This window comes from Paraniabella ginsengisoli (assembly GCF_022513635.1).
Lineage (GTDB): Bacteria > Bacteroidota > Bacteroidia > Chitinophagales > Chitinophagaceae > Niabella > Niabella ginsengisoli.
In genome coordinates, this window is the sequence record NZ_JAKWBL010000001.1 from 451757 (window position 1) to 471921 (window position 20165).

Sequence of the window (20165 nt, forward strand, 5' to 3'; positions counted from 1 at the left end):
TATTAATAGCTCCTTTAGCCTTTCTGCTGATGGGATTAGGGGCCTGTAAAAAAATCTCTTAACGGAAACCCCCAGATCTTTTCTAGTACCCGAAAACACTTATGTGAATAAAGCTGGCTTTGATGCGGGCGTAACGGGTCTTTACGCTAAGGTAAGGGCGTTAATCGCTAAATCTAATAGTTCTTACCCCGATGCTATTCGCTCATCGCAAAGTACACTTGATGAAAAATCCTGGGAAGTTTTTTTCGGTCAGGGTGCTGATATAGGTTATCATATAGATAAGAAAAGTTATATTACTGATTATTCCACGCTCAATTCATCTGACAACAATGTGGCTGGATTTTGGACGAGGTTTTACTCCATAGTTAAAGATGCCAATGTAATTATTACAAGAGCCGAACAGCCCGAGGCCATTTGGGCATCTGATGCTGAGAAAAACGGAATTTTGGCAGAGGCACGGTTTTTCAGAGCCTTTGCTTACAGAGCCTTGCTTTGGTTTTGGGGCGATGTACCGCTTTTGAAAGAAGAAATAACAGAGCCTAAATTTGATTATGTAAGATCGCCAAAGGCAGAAGTGCTTCAGTTTGTAATTGAAGATTTAGAATTTGCTGCAGCCAATTTGCCAAAAGAAAATGAAACGGGTGCCCGCCTTTCTCAAGCAGCGGCCAACTATCTTTTAGCAGAAAGCTATATTGCAACCGAGCAGTGGGATAAAGCCATTACCGCAGCCAGCAGTATTTTAAATGATCCTCAATACGACTTAATGCGCACCCGGTTTGGATCAAGAACATCTGATACAGGAGGCGATGTGTATTGGGATTTATTCAGAATGGGCAATCAGGACAGAAAATCTGGTAACAAAGAAAATATCTGGGCACTTCAGTTTCAGTTTGGCGTTTCGGGAGGTGATGTTGTTACCAATATGGTGGAGCGTGCATGGGGGCCGTTTTTGGAAAGGTTAAAAACACCCGATAATAAAGCAGCTATTTTGAAAGATGAATATTTAGGGAGGCCGGTTACTTTCATTCGCATTACACCTTGGGTGGAGCAGGAAATGTGGGATGATTTTAATAATGATATGAGAAACTCGGAATATAACGTTCAACGTAGTTTTTACATTAACAATCCGGAATCAGCCAATTTTGGTGAAAAAATTATACCCAAATCATCTGATTTGGACAGAAATCATTTTCCTTATTTTAAAAAATTTACGCACGCTGGTGGGCCTCATCCACAAGGCTATGATGCGGGTGGTAATATTTACAACGACTGGTATATGTTTAGAGTAGCAGGCGTTTATCTATTAAGAGCCGAAGCTTATTTGGGCAAAGGTCAGCCGGGCTTAGCTGCCGATGATATTAATAAATTAAGAGAGCGGGCGCATCATCATTAATAACCGCCGCCGATGTTACAATAGATTATATATTAGACGAAAGCGCTCGGGAGCTGATTGGGGAAGATTGGAGAAGAATAACTTTGGCCAGAACTGGTAAGTTGGTAGAACGTACCAAACTGCATAATCCTATTTCGGGGCCAACCATGATGGATTTTCATAAATTATTCCCAATTCCTCAAGGAGATATTGATGCAAACGTGGAGGCAGAGCTTGGACAAAACGATGGGTACAATTAGCAACTCCTGATATATTTTACTTTAAAAACCTGTACAAATAAGTACAGGTTTTTTTGTATTAAAGCGAATGCCTTTATTATACGAAAATGAATTATATCCATGGATATCTGTAATAAAAAAATCAGTATCGTATAGAAGTTCAATGATGCTGTCATCCTTTTTATCTTCTCTTCACTAAATAACTTCCCACTTCAGTTCCGTCATCTTTGATCATCTTCAGGTTTAGTTCTTGCTGATTGGCTTTCACTTTCATGATGGTTCTCCTGCCTTCCTGCGGCCCGCCGCCAATGATAATAGGATAGTTGTGTTTCCCTTTTTCGGGGGCAAATACACCATATTTATGTGTGTGGCCACATAATACAATATCAACTTTGTATTTATCAAATAACGGTGCAAACAGTTCACGACAGTGCATCGTTCCATGCCAGTCACCCGAGTAGAAATGCGGAATATGCATCATCACCACGCGAAAAGGAGCTTTTTTGAAAGCCGTTGTTTGCGCTTCCTTTTCAAACCACGCAGCTTGTTCTTTTCGGTATGAGTCAAAATCAACAATACCCGCATAGGCAGGTGCGTCATCCGGCTTGTCTTCTCCGGTATCTAAAACAATGTTATAGACGGGTCCCCATTGATAAGTATAAAAATATTTCCCCGATGGCGAAGTAAAATAGTCGGCCAGGTCACGACTATACTTTCCTCTTGTTTCATGATTGCCCCGAACGAAAAGAAATGGTGTATTGCTGGCAAAAACATCAGTACATGGTTGTACCAAATGATCTATAATTTGCTTTTCATCCGTTTGGTAATCGAACATATCACCATTTAAAAACACATAATCATAAGGATCGGTTCCGTTTAGTTTCATTAATTGTGCAAACGAATTCGGACGATCGTGAATATCATTCATCACCAGCCAGCTAACCTCCTTTGCGCTTGGATCTAAAGTTTTAAACGTTTTCACGTCGCTGGTGATCGTCTGTCCATAAGTAAGTTTATAAGGCAGAAATTCTAATATCTCTTTTGATACAACACGATAACTATATTTAGTGTCGGGCTTTAGATCGGCTAAACGAACATTGTTTACACGATTATATGCATTAACTAAACCGTCGGCAACTTCATGCGCTTTTTGATCGAGCTTATCACCTTCGCCATATTCAACCCAACTATAGCAAAGCTTATTAGTGATCCAAAAAATATTCATGCTGTTTGCTGAAGGGGCTTGCAAGTAAGTTGAGATAAAAAGATGTGTCCCTCTTCCGGGCGGGCAGCAACATCGTTTACATTATCAATCAGTTTAATACCGTTACCAATCCCTAATGCACCCAACAGGCCAGCTTTGGACACATTGCCCAAAAAATCGCGACGTTTAATTGACATAATAGAAGTTTAGTTTTTATTTCGAAGGCTTTTATAAATTTTGATTGCAAGCATCAATATAATAACCAGTAAAGCCGTTCCCACCAATCCCCACAACAAGCTAATCCCTTGTTTTACCACTACCAACATCACAATACTGATCAAAAATAAAGTAGCTACTTCATTCCACATTCTTAATTGCTGTGAATTTAATGTAAACTTTCCCTTAAGCTGTTGTTTGAAAATACGATGTGTGAACAAATGATAAGCGTAAAGAAAGAGCACCAATACTAATTTGAGTAATAGCCAAAGTCCTTCTTTTTCAAAAAGAATAGTGACCCAATTCCCTTTTAATAAAACTGTTAAACCAAATATTAAAGTAAGAATAGCCGATGGCCAGGTAATACCATACCAAAGCCTTTTCATCATAATGTTAAACTGGCTTTGTAGTGTATGTTTTACGCTTTCTTCTTTATCATTCGCTTCTACATTGTAAATCAGCAGGCGCGGCATATAAAACAATCCCGCAAACCAGGTAACGACGAAGATGATATGAATGGCTTTAAAGTATAAGTAAGACATGAGGTGAATGGGCAGTTATTTAATTTTCTAATACTTCCTGTATCTGATTAGATAGCTCAGGAATTTTATTTTTAAAAACATCCCACACAATGGTATAGTTTACCCCAATATAATCATGAATCAACCGATCCCGCATTCCTGCCATATTTTTCCACCGAATAGAACTCCATTTAACTTTAAAATCAGCAGGAATTTTCTTTGTGGCTTCGCCGATAATTTCTAAACTTCTTACAACAGCTCGTTTTAATGTTTCATCGTTTAAAAAATCATCTTTAGACAAACCCTCCTGAACAGATAACAGATAAGCGCATTCGTCAGAAATATGTTTCAAATATTCAACTGGCTCTTTAAACATACATGACTTCATTTAAGATTTTAGGTCCGATATGTTTACTCAATCCGTTTTTGGTTACAATTTCAACTTTTTCATTTTTGAAAATATTTTCAAATAAATCGTAAGCTGCCATGTAATTGTCAAAATTCTCTTCACCTGGTTTAAAGTCAATTAACAAATCAATATCACTGCCTTGAGACTGCTCGTTTCTCAGGTACGACCCAAACAGTCCGATGTTTTGCACTCCAAATTTCAATAATTCTGCTTTATGCAATTGTAACGCAGCAATTATGTTTTCTTTGTTTGTCATATTAAGAATTGTAAGACGAAAGAAAATACATTATTCACCAATTATAATTTCCGCCTGATGCTCCACTACAAAGTTCAGGGAATTGGCGATAAAACAAAATTTATTAGCTTCTTTATGTAGCTCCTCTGCTTTAGGAAGCATTGCTTCTTCTGTTATAGTTACAATAGGCTTTAATGTAACAGAAATAAAGCGTCCGCTACCATTGCTGCTTTCTTCCATTATGCCTGAAGCTTCATCTTTATAATTTGTTACTACAACACCATTAACAGCACAAAAATGTAAATACCAAAGCATGTGGCAACTGGCTATCGATGCCAAAAAAGTTCTTCAGGATTATGCTTGGTTGCATTTCCTCTAAAATTGCTATCGGAACTCGCTTCAATAGTGGCCTTGCTTGCAATATCAATAGTGTGGTCTCGTGTATATGAGTTATAACTTTGAGTGCCAGATTCACTTTGCCAGTTAATCGTAAGTTGATAATGATGTTCCTTGCACATTATTAAAGTAGTTAAAAAAAGCCGCAGTCGCGGCTTTCAAGTGATGTCAGGTCTTTAATCTAAAAGATGTTCAATCAAAATATCTTCATCAATATCGGGCCAGTGAATTCCTTCCCCATTACCTATGAATCGCCAATTATTTAACTGTTCGGTAGTCGCATTTCTTAAGGATGGAAACCATTCAAGAGGTACAGATAATTCGCGCCCATCTTCCAATAAAACAGTCATTTTATCCGCATCGAACAAAACATTTGTTGCGTTGTGCGATTTAGTTATTGTTAAAATATTCATTCCATTTTTGTTTGAAAAGTTCTGAATGCTGCGCTACTAATTTACGAATTTCCGACAGTTCTCTTGCATTGAATCTTTTTGAGAGAATTAGTTCGATTGGCACCAAATTAAACTTAGCCGTTTTATTCTCTCGTTCTATGTGAATATGCAGTGGCGGATGGTCATTTGTATAAAAGAAAAAGCGATATCCGTTTTTGTGTAAAATCGTAGGCATGACTCATAATTTGGGCATTGAAATTTTTTCAAAAGGAGCTTCCTCTGCTTCCCCAATCAATTGCATTAATGCGTTCACCCAAACTTCCTGTGTATTCATACAAGGTATATATTCATATTTTATACCACCATTCGCCATAAAATCTTCCTTTCCTCTTTCTTCAATCTCTTCCAATGTTTCGAGACAATCACTTACAAAAGATGGACAAACTACTTTAATTGTTTTTACGCCTTCCTTGGGTAAATTAGGCAAACGTTCCTGTGTGCTCGGTAATAACCAGGGATCACGCCCAAGACGGCTTTGATAAGCCTGAGCCCATTGATTCTTTTTTAATCCTAATTTTTTTGTAACCAATTCACTTGTTATGGTAACCTGATGTCGATAACAGGTAGGATGCGATGCACTCGATTTAAAGCAACAGTTATCCACTTGCATACAATGGCTTTTGGTAGGATCTGTTTTTAGTACATGCCTTTCCGGTATACCATGATAACTAAATAATAACTGATCAAATTCGTCTTGTAAATAAGGCTTCATGCTTTCGGCCAATGCATTAATATACGCAGGGTGTTTATAAAAAGGAGGAACTGTTTTTAATATAAATTTATAATTATGTTGTTTGTGAATTTCTTTCATGTGTGCTACTAGCAGTTTCCCAACTACTCATAGCGTAATGCGGATAAAGCGGCACTAAAATCACTTCTTCCAGATCCGGAATTTTTGCCAGCAAATTATCGAAAGCTGTTTTGGGGCGCGGTTTACGATAGCGCATCGAAACTTCTATCGGTATATCTGTTTTTTGTTGTAACGCTTTTTGAAGTCTTTCTGTAAGTACCACCAGCGGCGATCCTTCTTCCCACCAAATAGTTTTATAAGCTTCTGCAGATTTTGCAGCTCTGAAAGGTGTGATGATTCCTTTTACTAATAACAAACGTAGCCAATAAGGCTTGTCAATCACTCTTTCATCCATTAAAAATTCATCCAAATATTCTTTTACATCCGATCGGCTGGTCGAATCAGGCGATCCCAAATTCATCAGTATAATTCCTTTTTTATTCATCAACGATAGTTATAATTATGTTACCAGCTTTTGTGCTACTATCATCTTCCTTGCCACGCTCGGTTTATCGTTCCGATTATAACTCATCAGATTCGCAGCGTTTATTCCAAGCCGATTAAAAGTTCAATGATCCGTATTAGGGAACAGGCATTGGGCTTAGCCTTTGCCAGAGGCAAACTTTGCGTTCTTTGTTTGCGAAGAACATGAAAGTATTCTTTGCGAACTTAGCGTGATAATTTACTAAGCTCCTAAACTACGAATAATCATTAAAAAATTTTTGCAAAGGTAGTAAAAGGAAACTCTGGAATAATAAAATTGATCGATGACAAAAAACATTTATCCGGATGTTTTTTTATAGTACATGACAAAAAAATGACGTTAGGAAACGGAACCTTCTATACATTTGCACGACTCACATGTCTGCAGAAGATTTTCATATTTCAAAGCAAGTGCTCGATAGATTTTGCGTTGCAGGAATCAACTACCATAAAGCTGATACCGCAACCCGTGGTTTGTTTTCAATTAATAACGAACAGTTTGCAAAACTCGCCCTTGCTGCTAAAGCAGCCGATCTTAAAAGTGTTTTTGTAGTTTCTACATGTAACCGTACAGAAATTTATGGATTTGCCGAATCAGTAATGCAATTGGTCAATCTTTTATTGGATCAATGCAGAGCCGACAGAAGCACCTTTTTTGAATATGCGTATTTAAAAATGGAAATCCTGCACTACAACATCTGTTTAATGTAGCGTCTGGTTTAGATTCGCAAATATTGGGTGACTATGAAATTTTAGGTCAGATAAAAAAAGCAGTTGAGTTAGCCAATGCAAATGGTGTTATCGGGCCTGTAATGGATCGCACGCTGAATTTTGTTTTCCAGGCATCCAAGCGTGTAAAAACTGAAACAGAATTGAGCAATGGAACAGTTTCTGTTTCCTTTGCTGCGATTGAATTATTACAGGCAATTCCTGATCTTGCAGCTAAAAAAATACTGGTAATTGGAGCAGGAAAGTTTGGCGCCAATGTTTGCAAAAATCTGGTAACCTATTTTCCTGGTGTTACGCTTACCGTGATGAACCGTACAGATGACACAGCTTTGGCTTTGTCCCGTTCAAATGGCATTCATTTTTCTGAATATAAAAATAAAGCTCAGGCAATTGCTGAATCTGATGTGGTGATAGTTTGTACCAATGCCAATGAGCCGACAGTGTTACCAGCACATTTTAATGAAACAGATGATAAGTTGATTTTGGATTTATCTGTTCCGGTTAATGTACATCCGGATGTGAAATTAATGAATGGCAAACTGGTTATAGATGTAGATGAAATTTCTACTACCATTTTAGATAAAACGCTGGCAAGACGCAGAGCGGAAGTGCCCAAAGCAGAAGCCATTATTGAATATTATACGCAGGAATTCTGGCAATGGCTTAAAGATTATCGTTATGCACTTCACTTAAAAACCTGGAAAAGTAAATTGCATGAAATTGATAAGTTGCAATTGCACACATGCGAGTTTGCAAAAGATGCTGATCTGAAGCAGCAAACGGTGAAGGCACAAAAAGCAGTAAAACAACTTGCTGTAAATCTAAAAACAAAAAACGATAAAGGTTGCCAGTTCATCAATTTGATTAATGATTACCTGCGAATGTCCTGATGCAAAATAATCCCATCCGAATAGGTACAAGAGAAAGCCAGCTTGCGGTATGGCAGGCTGATCTTGTTAAAAAGTTATTGGAAGAAAAAGGCCAAAAGGCTGAACTGGTTTTTATAAAAAGCGAAGGCGATATTGACCTTGTAACACCGCTCTACGCAATGGGTGTGCAAGGCGTTTTCACCCGAAGCCTTGACGCGGCATTGTTAAACAATAAAATTGATATTGCTGTTCATAGCATGAAGGATGTTCCTGTTCAATTGCCCCAAGGCATTGCACAGGCCGCCGTCTTACAGCGGGCAAGCTATAAAGATATTTTAGTGATGAATGGTGAAAAGTCAATCGAACCTCAATTATCGAACCCATTCACTATTCATCATTCACCATTCACTATTGGCACCAGCAGCATCCGCCGCAAGGCGCAATGGTTGAATCGTTATCCAAATACTGTAATAGAAAATTTAAGAGGGAATGTAAATACCCGCTTACAAAAAGTAGCTGAAAGTAATTGGCATGGGGCCATCTTTGCAGCCGCAGGTTTGGAGCGTATTGGTGTGCGTCCTGAAAATAGTTTTGATCTGGACTGGATGTTGCCGGCTCCAGCGCAAGGAGCTATTATGGTAGTGGGTCGGGAAACTGATGTTGAAGTGATGAAAGCATGTGCGCCGCTTAACGATGTTGACACCGCAATTTCGGTTAAAGTGGAAAGAGATTTTTGAGCGCTTTAATGGGCGGTTGTTCTACACCAATTAGCGCATTGGCGCAGGTAAATGGCGATGAAATTTTGTTTGAAGGAAATGTTGTTTCCCCAGATGGAAAAGAAAAGTTAGAAATTAAAAGAAGCTTTACTTTAAATGAAGTTGACGATGCGGGAGGCATAGTGGCTAAAGAGCTGATTGGCTTGGGAGCGGATAAGATATTAAATAAACTTAGTAATTTTAAAGAAAAAGAATAATGCTTTCAACTGTAAAACAAGAATTACTAAATAAGATTTCCGAAACGGAAGATGAGGATCTGTTGAAAACACTCAACGAAGATTTTGACTATTTAAAAAAGGCAACAACGGTAAGTAGCTTTTTTGAATTATCAGAAAATGATAATCAGGAATTGATGGATATGTTGAACGAGCCTTTTGGAAAAGATACTGAATCTTACGATAGTTTTAAAGCAGCAATTGATAAATGGCGCACCAGATAATTGTTAAGAAACGTTTTACAAATAAAGTGGTAAAACTGTTAATTTATTTGGAAAGTGAATGGGGCAAAAACGTTGCTGAAGCGCTTATCGTTCGTTTAAACAAAAGAATCGAACAGCTTGCCCAACAGCCTTACACGGGAGCCAACTCAGGTATAAAAAATTGCAGGTCGGTTTTAATAACTAAACACAATCGTTTGTATTATCGGATAAGTGACAATACTATTGAAATACTAAATATTTATAGTACGCGTATAAATCCTGTCAAAAATCCATTTTATAAAAAATAGAGGAAGAAAATTGTGAATGTGTTAAGTACAAAAATATTGGATGATGCGATTGTGAAAAAAGCGGCCGAACATTCTATTAATATTTCCTGTTTACCATTTATTGAATCCCGACAAATTAATAAAGAGGAGTTAGCGGCAACAATAAATATGCTCGCGGAAAAGCAAATCAACGCAATTTTTACCAGCTCCAAATCAGTAGCGGCGGTGGCTTCTGTATTGCCGCAACAACCACGGTGGACTATTTACTGCTTGTTTGGTGCTACCAAACAAAACGTACAAAAATATTTTCCCGAAGCTATTATTCATGCAAATGCAAAAGACAGTGCGGCATTAGCGGAACAAATTATAAAAGACGGATTAAGAGAAATTCATTTTTTTGTGGCGATAAAAGAATGGATACAATTCCTGAAAAGCTGGCTGACACGCAGATTCTGTTGCATCAGTATACGGTGTACACAACTGAGGCAACGCCGCATAAAATAACGCCGCAATATGATGGTATATTATTTTTTAGTCCAAGTGCCGTAGAAAGTTTTTTTAGTTTGAATACAATTGATGAAGCAACAAAATGTTTTGCGGTAGGAAACACAACTGCAAAATCGTTAAAGCCTTATACGAATAATATTATTGTGGCTGATGCAGCCAGCGGAGATGCGATGTTAAGTAAAGTGATGGAAACGGGCTGAAGTAAGAAATGGGATTAATACTTAAAATATAAACGACTCTACTCCCCTCTCTTTTAGGAGAGGGTTGGGGGTGAGGTCAACAAAATGAACAGAGATACTACAATAAAAAACGATTTAATTATCCGCACCTTATTGGGCGAGCCAACTGAACGTACACCTGTATGGATGATGCGCCAGGCGGGTAGATATTTGCCAGAATACATAAAGCTGCGCGAAAAATATTCTTTTTTGAAAGATGTCAAAAGCCTGAACTGGCCTGCGAAATAACACTACAGCCGGTTGACATTGTGGGCGTAGATGCTGCTATTCTTTTTTCTGATATTTTGGTGGTGCCGCAGGCAATGGGAATGGAAGTTCAGTTAATTGAAAAGCTGGGGCCATTATTGCCAGAGCCCATCAAAACAAAAGAAGATTTAACTCGTATTAATGTACCCGATGTGCAGGATAATTTGCACTATGTATTTGATGCAATTAAATTAATAAAACAAGAGTTGAACGGCCGTGTACCATTAATAGGATTTGCAGGTGCGCCATGGACATTGCTTTGTTACATGGTGCAAGGCAAAGGCAGCAAAACCTTTGACGAAGCAAAAGGTTTTTGTTATCAAAACCCGGAGCTGGCGCATGTTTTATTACAAATGATTACAGATACAACCATTGCTTATTTAAAAGGGCAAATAGCTGCAGGTGCAGATATGGTGCAGGTTTTTGATAGTTGGGGCGGGTTATTAAGTAAGAAAGATTTTGAAACATTTTCTTTAAAATACATTCGTCAAATTGTAGCGGCAATTAAAGATGAAGCGCCAACAATTGTTTTTGCAAAAGGGGCGTGGAGTTCTTTAAATGAAATGGCCGCAACGGGTGCGCATGGTTTAGGAATTGATTGGGCTATTGAACCACAAATGGCAAGACGGTTTGCAGGCGACAATATTACGTTGCAGGGAAACTTTGATCCGGCGAAATTGTTATCTCCTATTCCTGTTATTCAAAAAGAAGTAAAAGAAATGTTAGCTGCCTTTGGGCCGGGCAAACATATAGCCAACTTAGGACATGGCATTCTTCCTAATGTTTCGGTGGATCATGCCAAGGCTTTTGTAGAAGCGGTAAAGGGTAATTAGTGTCTCATAATTAATAGATCAATATGCAACAAACTTCTTCCATTCGTGATAACTGGGTGTTATTTATTCACCAACTGCAAGATGATATTTGTGCTGGTTTGGAACAGGAAGATGGCAAAGCAAAATTTATTGAAGATAAATGGGAGCGCGAAGGCGGAGGCGGTGGCAAAACCCGCGTTATCGCTAATGGAAATGTTTTTGAAAAGGGCGGTGTAAGCACTTCTGTGGTACATGGAGAGGTGACTGATACCATGCGTAAAGTGCTTAATCTTAATTCCCCCTCTTCCGGAGGGGGGTAAGGGGGAGGCTGGCGATCGATGGTTCGCAGCTGGATTGAGTTTGGTGATACATCCATACAATCCGTTTGTACCAACGGTTCATTGCAATTATAGGATGTTTGAGTTGTATGATGCTGAAGGAAATACAATAGACCGCTGGTTTGGCGGTGGAACAGATTTAACGCCCTATTATTTATTTGAAGAAGATGCTATTCAGTTTCATCAGACCTATAAAAATGTTTGTGACGGATTCGATCCGTCTTTTTATCAGAAGTTCAAAAAAGTTTGTGATGATTACTTTGTAAATACACATCGTAATAATGAGAGACGTGGCATTGGCGGTATTTTTTATGATCATAAAAGACCGTCGGGGTTCCCTGTACTTTCAGGGTCTAAAGCTCCCTCTCCTTTGGAGAGGGCAGGGGAGATGCCTTTTGGATGAATTTTGGAAAAGCGTGCGGTAATGCATTCTTGCCTGCATATCTTCCTATTGTTAGCAAAAGGAAAAGTGAAGTGTTTACCCCCGAACATAAATATTGGCAGGAGATAAGAAGAGGCCGTTATGTAGAATTTAATTTGGTACATGATAGAGGAACTATTTTTGGATTGAAAACAAACGGCAGAACCGAAAGTATTTTGATGAGCCTGCCGCCAACAGTAAGATTTGATTACAACTACAGCCCCATTCCCGCAAGTGAAGAAGATAAATTGTTGCAGGTTTGTTTGCACCCGCGCGACTGGATCAATGAGAATAGTATATCAGAGGAAGATTGGGCTGTGCGAGTTAACAGATGTTGAATATTTTTTAAAACCATCGTTTTGCATTTAAAGTGTAAAAATCATGTATTTACAAAGAAGAAACAGAATTACCCGAAAATCAGCAGCAGCAAGAGCTTTAGTCGCTGAAACGATATTAACGCCCAATGATTTTATCGTTCCTTTATTTATTGATGAAGGAAAAAATAATAAAACTGAAATCGCTTCTATGCCCGGCTATTTTAGAAATAGTTTGGATATTACGGTGATGGAGGTAAAGGAGCTTTGGAGTATGGGTTTGAAAAGTATTTTGCTTTTCGTAAAAGCGGCTGACAATGTAAAAGACAACACTGGCAAAGAATCCTGGAATCCTGATGGTTTAATGCAACGCGCGGTGAAAGAAATTAAAAATGCTGTTCCCGAAATGCTGGTAATGACCGATGTGGCTTTAGATCCTTATTCTATTTATGGACATGATGGTATTGTGGATGTTGAAAAAGGAACGATACTGAACGACGAAACCGTTGAAGCATTGACGCTAATGAGTCTTTCACATGCCGAAGCCGGAGTAGATTTTATTGCTCCAAGCGATATGATGGACGGGCGCATTGGCGCATTTAGAAAGGCTTTGGAAGAAAATGGATATACCGACACAGGCATTATGAGTTACAGCGCCAAATATGCCAGTTGCTTTTATGGCCCTTTCAGAGATGCGTTAGATAGTGCGCCAGGCTTTGGTGATAAGAAAACGTATCAGATGAATTATGCCAATCGAATAGAAGCGATTAACGAAACCTTGCAGGATGTAGAACAGGGTGCTGATATAGTGATGGTGAAACCTGCAATGGCTTATCTGGATATTATTCGTGAAGTGAAAAATGCAGTAACCGTGCCTGTTTCAGCGTATCATGTTAGTGGTGAATATGCAATGATAAAAGCTGCCGCTGAAAAAGGTTGGTTAGATGAAGACAAAGCGATTATTGAAAGCCTTACTTCTATTAAACGTGCAGGTGCCGATTTGATTGCAACCTATTTTGCCAAGCAAGCAGTTGACATGTTGATAAGTTGAAATGTTTACAAGGACTTCAAATCAGAAATCAAAAATCTCAAATCAGAAATTGTTATGCCTCGTGTTCGTGTTCCGCTTGATAAATCAAAAGCTACAAAAAGGTTTGTCATATTCGTTTTACTATTCGTCCTGTTTACATTTATGGCTATTAGGCCGGACTTATTTGTAAGAGGCAATAGTTTCGGATTTATAAAAATAATGGGATACATCGGCACGTTTATATTTATATTTTGTGCAGCTTTTGTATCGCAAAAAGTATTTACCAAAAAAGCGGGGCTTACAATAGATGAGGAAGGAATTGCAGACAACTCAATGAATGTTTCTTTTTCAAAAGTTTTGTGGAAAGACGTTTCCGAAATAAAAACAATTCAAATATCCGGCGATAATTTTATCACGATTTTTATAAAGCACCCTGAAGCATTCATTGCAGCCGAACCTAATTCTGTAAAAAGAAAAATGATGGAACTAAATTACGCATCTCTTAAAACGCCGATAAACATTGCAGCAAGCAGGCTAAAAGTGGATTTTAATGAATTGCTTACAACTATTAAACATGAATTTGAAAAGCGGAGTTAGTGTTTCGCTGATCTATATTCTATAGTACAAGCGATCCGCCAGCTGGCGGAAAGATCGATGATAGTAGTATTGTCGGTGGTTCAATAATAAAGATTAAAATAATTATGTATAGTTACGAATCGAGCAAAGTGTTATTTGAAAGAGCGCAACAATCCATTCCTGGCGGTGTAAACTCGCCGGTGCGCGCGTTTAAAAGTGTAGGCGGCACGCCTGTGTTTATAAAGAAAGCAAAAGGTGCTTATTTGTATGATGCAGATGATAATCAGTATATAGATTATATCGCATCCTGGGGCCCCATGATATTGGGTCATGCGTATGAGCCTGTTGTTAAAGCCATTTGCGATCGCGCGCAGTTTTCTACATCTTTTGGTGCGCCAACAGAATTGGAGATTGAAATGGCGGAACTCATTAAATCGATGGCACCCAATATTGATTTGATTAGAATGGTAAATAGCGGCACCGAAGCTTGTATGAGCGCGCTACGACTGGCACGTGGCTATACAGGCAAAAATAAATTCATCAAATTTGAAGGTTGTTATCACGGCCATGCCGATCCGTTTTTGGTAAAAGCCGGAAGCGGCGTAGCAACCTTTAATATTCAAACCGTGCCGGGTGTAACGGCCACTACTGCTAAAGATACGCTTACTTGTGCTTACAATAATTTAGATGCGGTTAAAAAATTAGTGTCTGAAAATACAAATGAAATTGCCGCCATTATTGTGGAACCTGTTCCGGGTAATATGGGCTGTATCCTGCCACAGGAGGGCTTTTTAGAAGGCTTGCGAACTATTTGCGATGAAGAAAATATAGTATTGATTTTTGATGAAGTGATGACCGGATTTCGCTTGGCATTGGGCGGCGCTCAGGAAAAATTAGGCGTTAATGCCGATTTGGTTACTTACGGAAAAGTGATTGGAGCTGGTATGCCCGTTGGTGCTTTTGGCGGAAAAAAGAAATTATGGCAGCACATTGCACCGCTCGGAAATGTATATCAGGGCGGCACTTTAAGCGGCAATCCAATTGCGATGATTGCTGGTTACACTTTGCTAAAAGAGATGAAAGAAAATCCATCGCTGTTAAAAGAGTTGGATGATAAAACACAGTATTTAAAAATTGGGTTAGAAAAAGTGTTGAAGGCTTGGGGGCAACCTTATATCATCAACCATTTAGGAAGTATGATTAGCGTACATTTTAGCAACAAACCGGTTACTGATTTTGCCAGCGCCGCAGCTTCTGATATTGAAAAATTTAAAAAGTTTTTTCACGCTATGTTAAAGCGAGGCGTTTATCTGCCGCCATCAGCTTACGAAAGCTGGTTCTTAAATAATGCGTTGAGCTATGAAGATTTGGATAAAACGATAAAAGCAGTGGGGGAGAGTTTGGAGAAAATTTAACCCTTCCGCTCCCTCAACACTTCCTTTATCCCTTCCAGTCCATCAACAAACTGATTCATTTGTGCAATATTTGTGCAAACTTATCCTGATCTGGTAAGCCTTTTAGCATGCGGTATTTTTTAAACTGCACTTTAATATCTGCCCATCTTTTTTCCTGCTCGGGAGTCAGCAATCCCATTATTTCCCGCAGTTTTAAAAGATTGGCTTCGGCATCCTGCGTAAGCGTTTGCGATTCGTTATTATAATGGTTGATTAACAATTCAGTTATTTCATCAGCATTCATGATGGGTTGAACGTTAGCCAATATCTTATTCATATTTCGGTAAGAGCCTTGTAATTTAAACGGCGGCTCTTCACGAAAAGCATCTACAATGCCGGCAGATTTTATATAGTTTTCGTTTACTCTTAAAACCACGGCGCGTGCTTGCAAAGCATGTTTTACTACCTTAATAAAATCCTGTATTTCGGATGCCGAGAAGTTGCCTTCTAAGTTAGGCAGGTTGCTTTCGGGGTCCTGCGCATAAGCTACCAGTTTGTATAAATTTTCGGTGCCACTTTGTGTAAGCTTGCGCAGGTAAGGGTTTGAGGTCAGCGCATTTTCCAACATGCTCATTTCAAAAGAGGCTTTGTTATTGGCCGTCATGTCGCCGAGGTTGTAAATGTCGGCACGGTTGGCCAGCATGTCTGGTATCTTAAATACTTCGCCCGATTCGGTATAAGGGTTGCCGGCCATTACCAAGGCAAAGCGTTTGCCACGCAGATCGTAGGTTTTTGATGCACCGTTAAACACTCCATCCATGCGGCGTTGTCCATCGGCTAAGGAAATAAATTTTTGCAAAAATTCAGGATGGCAATGCTGTATGTCATCAATATACAGCATTACATTATCGCCCATTTCAAACGCTAGGTTTAGCTTGCGTAATTCACTTTTAGCTGCGGCATCTTTAGCTTCATTAGGATCAACCGAAGTGATGCTATGCCCCAACGATGGCGCATTTATTTTTATAAAAACTAACCCCAATCTGTCTGCAACATATTCCATCAACGTAGTTTTGCCATAACCCGGCGGCGAAACCAATAACAGCAAACCGCTGCGGTCGCTGCGTTTGGCATCACCGGCTTCGCCAATTTGCTTGGAAAAATTAGAACCGATGATGGGGAAATACACCTGATTGATTAATTGGTTGCGTACAAAAGACGTTAACACTTCTGTTTTGAAATTATCAAGTCTTAGTTCTTTGTTTTTCTCCTGCAACAAATTGCGTTTGAGTTGTTGCAACTGATTAAACTGCGGCACCAACACTGCATCGAAATGTTTAAGTAGTGTTGCCCATTTGTAATGATTCAATACAAATGGATTGTCGGTTGTGTTGATAGATTGTAATGCTTTTATTTCAATCTCATCAGCTACATTTTCAACTTCAATTTTCTTTTTGGCTTCTACAATCAGCAATGCGGTTAGTTCTGTAATCACTCCGGCAGATAATTCATGTTCTTTAGTTTTAGCAAAACGTAATAACCAGCTTTCAACCAAAGCCCACAGCATAGCGGGTTCTGCCTGAAGCTCGCGCATGTATTCATCATACTTTTTATCTATAAAATCTGCTTTTAAATGCTCTTTAAAACCGGTATAGATTTTATGATTGTGTTTGGTGATGTTAATAACACCGGTTGTTTTATTATATAAATAAGAAGCGGCTTCTTTGGCATCAATAATTACTTCTGGAAAATTATTTTGCAAAAAATTATCAAGATGATTTGCCGCATCTTTAATAAACAGCTCTATTTCTTTTTGCTGATGATAATGATCTTTTAAAAACTTTACAGCACTGATTTGTTTGGTAAAATCATCTTTTTCTTTGGCTGATAAATAATGCCAAAAAATATGTGTATATGCTCTTTCTGTAGGCTGGTATTTTAAAACGCCTAAATCCTTTTGTAGTTGCAGCCATTGTTTGGCTAAAGTAAAAGCGTCGTTATCATGCACACCTTTTACATAACCTTCCAACGGATGCGTTACAAGATATTCACGTACGCTTTTTTCCAAAACCTCATCTGTAGGCAGTTTGCCGAATTTCTGCTGTTGTAAAATGCGCCAGGCAAAATATACAGCTCGTGGAATATCATCGTTCTCTGAAACATATTCCTGTTCAAAAACATCCTGCAAAGCAGTTAAACCAGCATTAGATACAGGCTCAAAATAGGAAGTGCCGGTGATGTGATAGCAATAGCCATCATCTTTATAAGTAAGCGACAGCGCCAGGTTTTGAGATTGAATGGCAAAGCGATACTTGCCCATTGACAGCACCTGATCACCGTCAACATAGAGTTCTTTTCTGTCTTTTAAATTACGAATGGCTTCTTGTTGTATTACCAGCAATTGCTGTTGAATTTCTTCCGATTTGGCTGCATCTTCCATATTCATCAGCTCCTGTGCAATTTGCCGGGCACGATCAATCATAATGTCGGATGAAAAAAATGCATTAATTTCAGTATCGCTTTTCAGATTTTTTACCTTGTTCTTTGCACCGGTTATAATACGCTCGGCGGCTTGTAGAAGCTGTCCGGATTTTCTGTTTTTTTGTTCCGTCAATTGCACTTTACGTGCTTCAAAGCTGTCATAAATAGCCTGTCTTTTTTCTGCAGTTTTTTCCTGAACAGCATCCCATTCAGCAAAGCGCATTTCTATTTCTTCAAGCTGTATGGTCAATTTTGATAAGTAATCATTGGCTTTTTCCGGCGTATCCGCCATGTCTAAAAAGTTGATGACTGATTGATCTAACAAAGTCATCTGCGCCTGAAACTCTGCTTCCGATTCTTTTTTATTTAGCTCGCTGCGCCGGTTTTGCAACTGTGTACGTAATTGATTAAGTTGAGAAAACAGTTGCGAGATGTTTTCGATGATCTGTGTGGTATGCGAGGTGTCTTCAATTTTAAGTTGATTAACAATTTCTATCAACATCTCCAACGCCCCTGCAATTTCTGCACTTTGCTTTTCCAAATCTTTTACTTCAATTACTTTGGCAGCTTGTGGTAACGCATTTTGTAGTTGAATGATTTGTGCCTTATAAATATCCAGCGCATCATCTTTTAATAAAAACTGAACACAGGCTTTGGAAAGCTCATCTGTTTTTTCAGCTAAAGTTTTTTCGTGTTTTTCTAAACTCGCAACATCGGTATAAGCCGTTTTTTTAAGTCCAACAATTTCGCCTCGCAACATACGAAGCTGGTTGAGCAGCATTACATAATCGGGTAAGGTTTCTTTTTTGGAAGTGCGTACATCAAACAACAGTTTGTTTACTTTTTCCTCTGCCTGCTGCATATAAACCGCCGCCTGCTCGCGCATTTGCACTACTTTCTGAAATTCATCAATAGCGTTGCCGGCGATATGTTTGATGTCTTTTAAAGCTTCTGCAAAACTGTAATGTGTATGGTCCTGTATCCAAAAAAAGAGTCATAAATTTCCTGGCTTTTTTAAGAATGTCATCATACAGCCCTTCGTAATTATCATGCTGATTTAATAGCACCAGCAATTCTCTTACTTCTGCCATTGCCTGCACAATCGCTTTATTGCCTATTTTATATAAATGATGCTGGCTCAATGTTTCATTCAACTGCATCTCTTTCGAGAAAGGGGTTTGCCAAACCTGTATTAAATGATGACGTGTGGGGTCTTTTTCTGCAATAAAATATACAAGCGTGCCGTTATCAAAAATGGTATAACCATTGCAAAGTATGGGCGTTTGTATTTTTTGTTCAATTACGTTGTAAGACAGCAATACATAGCTGCTACTATATTCTTCATAAAAAATATATAAGAAATCTTCTCCGTTTGGCGCATCCACACGGGTTGTTAATTTGACATTGTCAATTTTTCTGTCAAATATTTTATGCTCGCCATTTTGAAGATAATAACCATTTGACAATAAGATTCCTTGCTCTTCGGGCAGCAGCAAACCCGCGTCAGCCAAAGTGTCTATGCGTATTACTGTTTTAAGTTTGTCATTATATATGAAATACCTGTCGGCTTCCATATAAGGTTTGATGCGTAACAGAATAATATTGCCCAGGTCGGAAAAATAAACTTCACTATCATCAAGCGTTTGATCTGTTTGCTCCACTTCTTCTTGATAAATGCCTTTGCCCGATTCGGTATTGTCTTCAATTTTTATGGTCAAATCACCATTGATCGTTTCAACAAAAACACGGTCTAATATCGACAGGTGTGGGTTTTTACCGCTGCGTTGCATATCCCGCGTAGCCTTGGTCCATTCAAAATCATGTTGTGGCGGATACTTTATTTCATTGGCACTACGCGCATCTATAAATTGTAGCGTATCATTTTCAATCAGCCATTTAAAGGCTTTTATGTCCTGAACATTTTCAGTTTGCTGAAATATCATATACAGCAAATTCCCTTTTACATGAAATCGGGAAAAAGAGGCATGCCTGAAATATTTGTACAGATTTTTAAATTCAGTAATAAAATTTTCATCCTGTAAAAGGTTGAGATTTTTTGCCGAAAAATCTTTTCCATCAAAATGATAAATGCTGAATACATCGCTAATTTCAACGCCTTGCTTTAAACCAAACTGAACATTGTAGCCGAAAATACAGGCGTCGCCTAATGCAACGATGTCTTTTGCGATGCAATTATTTTCGGTATTGATGCGCAGATTAGCCAAAAGCTCAAACGCTGTTGCGCCAAATACTTCTTTTCGTTCGCTGTTTAATTTTTCTACATTTTCCAGCAACTTATTTTTCTGTGTTTGCAACCGTTGAAGTATGACTTCATAAGCGCCGGAATCCATTTGTATGTCGGTAGTATTTTCTGCCATGTTTTATGGTAGGGAAGTTGAAAGGTTGAAAAG

General features: G+C 38.6%; 26 protein-coding genes and 3 pseudogenes. 16 read left to right on the plus strand and 13 right to left on the minus strand.

All coding sequences use genetic code 11. The features are described from left to right. The first annotated feature begins 103 nt into the window (after window positions 1-103). A pseudogene (locus tag MKP09_RS02535) lies at window positions 104-1632 on the plus strand (RagB/SusD family nutrient uptake outer membrane protein). A gap of 160 nt (window positions 1633-1792) precedes the next feature. Here MKP09_RS02535 and MKP09_RS02540 read toward each other — a convergent pair. The 11 genes from MKP09_RS02540 to MKP09_RS25235 are packed head-to-tail and all read right to left on the minus strand — an operon-like array spanning window position 1793 to window position 6279. Next, on the minus strand, window positions 1793-2836 hold the full coding sequence (locus tag MKP09_RS02540; protein WP_240826291.1) for a purple acid phosphatase family protein: 1044 nt from the start codon (window positions 2834-2836) through the stop codon (window positions 1793-1795). Continuing rightward, complete coding sequence (locus tag MKP09_RS02545) at window positions 2833-3012, minus strand: hypothetical protein (RefSeq protein ID WP_240826292.1); 180 nt, start codon at window positions 3010-3012, stop codon at window positions 2833-2835. The genes MKP09_RS02540 and MKP09_RS02545 overlap by 4 nt, the downstream gene beginning before the upstream one ends. Before the next feature lie 9 nt (window positions 3013-3021). Beyond that, a complete protein-coding gene (locus tag MKP09_RS02550; RefSeq protein ID WP_240826293.1) occupies window positions 3022-3573 on the minus strand; it encodes a CopD family protein in 552 nt (183 codons plus the stop codon). A 19-nt stretch (window positions 3574-3592) separates the two neighbouring features. Beyond that, window positions 3593-3928: a HepT-like ribonuclease domain-containing protein gene (locus MKP09_RS02555; protein ID WP_240826294.1), complete on the minus strand. Its 336-nt coding sequence runs from the start codon at window positions 3926-3928 to the stop codon at window positions 3593-3595. Beyond that, window positions 3921-4217 (minus strand): nucleotidyltransferase family protein, encoded by a 297-nt coding sequence (locus MKP09_RS02560; RefSeq protein ID WP_240826295.1) that lies wholly within the window; start codon window positions 4215-4217, stop codon window positions 3921-3923. Before MKP09_RS02560 ends, MKP09_RS02555 begins: the two co-directional genes overlap by 8 nt. A 30-nt stretch (window positions 4218-4247) precedes the next feature. Continuing rightward, complete coding sequence (locus MKP09_RS02565; RefSeq protein ID WP_240826296.1) at window positions 4248-4511, minus strand: OsmC family protein; 264 nt, start codon at window positions 4509-4511, stop codon at window positions 4248-4250. 11 nt (window positions 4512-4522) lie between these two features. Then, the gene (locus MKP09_RS02570) at window positions 4523-4714 is read right to left on the minus strand and encodes a hypothetical protein (RefSeq protein WP_240826297.1); all 192 of its coding nucleotides are present in this window, start codon (window positions 4712-4714) and stop codon (window positions 4523-4525) included. A gap of 54 nt (window positions 4715-4768) precedes the next feature. Then, window positions 4769-5005, minus strand: a complete 237-nt coding sequence (locus tag MKP09_RS02575) for a DUF2442 domain-containing protein (protein WP_240826298.1) — start codon at window positions 5003-5005, stop codon at window positions 4769-4771. After that, on the minus strand, window positions 4983-5219 hold the full coding sequence (locus tag MKP09_RS27815; RefSeq protein ID WP_394801000.1) for a DUF4160 domain-containing protein: 237 nt from the start codon (window positions 5217-5219) through the stop codon (window positions 4983-4985). The genes MKP09_RS02575 and MKP09_RS27815 overlap by 23 nt, the downstream gene beginning before the upstream one ends. A gap of 3 nt (window positions 5220-5222) precedes the next feature. Continuing rightward, the gene (locus tag MKP09_RS25230) at window positions 5223-5855 is read right to left on the minus strand and encodes a ferrochelatase (RefSeq protein ID WP_262915077.1); all 633 of its coding nucleotides are present in this window, start codon (window positions 5853-5855) and stop codon (window positions 5223-5225) included. Beyond that, the gene (locus tag MKP09_RS25235) at window positions 5830-6279 is read right to left on the minus strand and encodes a ferrochelatase (protein ID WP_262915078.1); all 450 of its coding nucleotides are present in this window, start codon (window positions 6277-6279) and stop codon (window positions 5830-5832) included. The genes MKP09_RS25230 and MKP09_RS25235 overlap by 26 nt, the downstream gene beginning before the upstream one ends. Window positions 6280-6695: 416 nt before the next feature. On the opposite strand from MKP09_RS25235, the pseudogene MKP09_RS02585 reads away from it, so the two are divergent. The 15 genes and pseudogenes from MKP09_RS02585 to hemL all read left to right on the plus strand — a co-directional run. Beyond that, a pseudogene (locus MKP09_RS02585) lies at window positions 6696-7126 on the plus strand (glutamyl-tRNA reductase); the annotation flags it as partial. A 3-nt stretch (window positions 7127-7129) separates the two neighbouring features. Beyond that, window positions 7130-7936: an NAD(P)-binding domain-containing protein gene (locus tag MKP09_RS02590; protein ID WP_240829127.1), complete on the plus strand. Its 807-nt coding sequence runs from the start codon at window positions 7130-7132 to the stop codon at window positions 7934-7936. After that, entirely contained in the window at window positions 7936-8652 is a 717-nt protein-coding gene (hemC, locus tag MKP09_RS02595) for a hydroxymethylbilane synthase (RefSeq protein ID WP_240826299.1), read from the plus strand. The genes MKP09_RS02590 and hemC overlap by 1 nt, the downstream gene beginning before the upstream one ends. After that, entirely contained in the window at window positions 8649-8888 is a 240-nt protein-coding gene (locus MKP09_RS02600; RefSeq protein WP_240826300.1) for a hypothetical protein, read from the plus strand. Before hemC ends, MKP09_RS02600 begins: the two co-directional genes overlap by 4 nt. Next, complete coding sequence (locus MKP09_RS02605) at window positions 8888-9130, plus strand: hypothetical protein (protein ID WP_240826301.1); 243 nt, start codon at window positions 8888-8890, stop codon at window positions 9128-9130. The genes MKP09_RS02600 and MKP09_RS02605 overlap by 1 nt, the downstream gene beginning before the upstream one ends. Window positions 9131-9156: 26 nt before the next feature. Continuing rightward, window positions 9157-9417, plus strand: a complete 261-nt coding sequence (locus MKP09_RS02610) for a type II toxin-antitoxin system RelE/ParE family toxin (protein WP_240826302.1) — start codon at window positions 9157-9159, stop codon at window positions 9415-9417. A 12-nt stretch (window positions 9418-9429) separates the two neighbouring features. Continuing rightward, window positions 9430-9900, plus strand: coding sequence for a uroporphyrinogen-III synthase (locus MKP09_RS02615; protein ID WP_240829467.1), 471 nt, complete (start codon window positions 9430-9432; stop codon window positions 9898-9900). Then, the gene (locus MKP09_RS02620) at window positions 9810-10103 is read left to right on the plus strand and encodes a uroporphyrinogen-III synthase (protein WP_240826303.1); all 294 of its coding nucleotides are present in this window, start codon (window positions 9810-9812) and stop codon (window positions 10101-10103) included. Before MKP09_RS02615 ends, MKP09_RS02620 begins: the two co-directional genes overlap by 91 nt. Window positions 10104-10268: 165 nt before the next feature. Continuing rightward, a pseudogene (hemE, locus tag MKP09_RS02625) lies at window positions 10269-11221 on the plus strand (uroporphyrinogen decarboxylase). A 23-nt stretch (window positions 11222-11244) separates the two neighbouring features. Continuing rightward, on the plus strand, window positions 11245-11520 hold the full coding sequence (locus tag MKP09_RS25240) for a coproporphyrinogen III oxidase (protein ID WP_262915079.1): 276 nt from the start codon (window positions 11245-11247) through the stop codon (window positions 11518-11520). A 43-nt stretch (window positions 11521-11563) separates the two neighbouring features. Next, window positions 11564-11941 carry a coproporphyrinogen III oxidase gene (locus MKP09_RS25245; RefSeq protein ID WP_317235232.1) on the plus strand — a complete coding sequence of 126 codons (378 nt, stop codon included), beginning with the start codon at window positions 11564-11566 and terminating at the stop codon, window positions 11939-11941. Further along, window positions 11938-12297 carry a coproporphyrinogen III oxidase gene (locus tag MKP09_RS25250; protein WP_262915081.1) on the plus strand — a complete coding sequence of 120 codons (360 nt, stop codon included), beginning with the start codon at window positions 11938-11940 and terminating at the stop codon, window positions 12295-12297. Before MKP09_RS25245 ends, MKP09_RS25250 begins: the two co-directional genes overlap by 4 nt. A 43-nt stretch (window positions 12298-12340) precedes the next feature. After that, window positions 12341-13324, plus strand: coding sequence for a porphobilinogen synthase (gene hemB / locus MKP09_RS02635; RefSeq protein ID WP_240826304.1), 984 nt, complete (start codon window positions 12341-12343; stop codon window positions 13322-13324). 54 nt (window positions 13325-13378) lie between these two features. Further along, window positions 13379-13900 (plus strand): STM3941 family protein, encoded by a 522-nt coding sequence (locus MKP09_RS02640; protein WP_317235169.1) that lies wholly within the window; start codon window positions 13379-13381, stop codon window positions 13898-13900. 104 nt (window positions 13901-14004) lie between these two features. Further along, window positions 14005-15294, plus strand: coding sequence for a glutamate-1-semialdehyde 2,1-aminomutase (gene hemL / locus MKP09_RS02645; RefSeq protein WP_240826306.1), 1290 nt, complete (start codon window positions 14005-14007; stop codon window positions 15292-15294). A 55-nt stretch (window positions 15295-15349) separates the two neighbouring features. Here hemL and MKP09_RS02650 read toward each other — a convergent pair whose 3' ends face one another. Beyond that, on the minus strand, window positions 15350-18640 hold the full coding sequence (locus MKP09_RS02650; protein WP_240826307.1) for an ATP-binding protein: 3291 nt from the start codon (window positions 18638-18640) through the stop codon (window positions 15350-15352). A gap of 22 nt (window positions 18641-18662) precedes the next feature. Next, window positions 18663-20132 carry a DNA repair ATPase gene (locus MKP09_RS02655; RefSeq protein ID WP_240826308.1) on the minus strand — a complete coding sequence of 490 codons (1470 nt, stop codon included), beginning with the start codon at window positions 20130-20132 and terminating at the stop codon, window positions 18663-18665. Window positions 20133-20165: the final 33 nt, after the last annotated feature.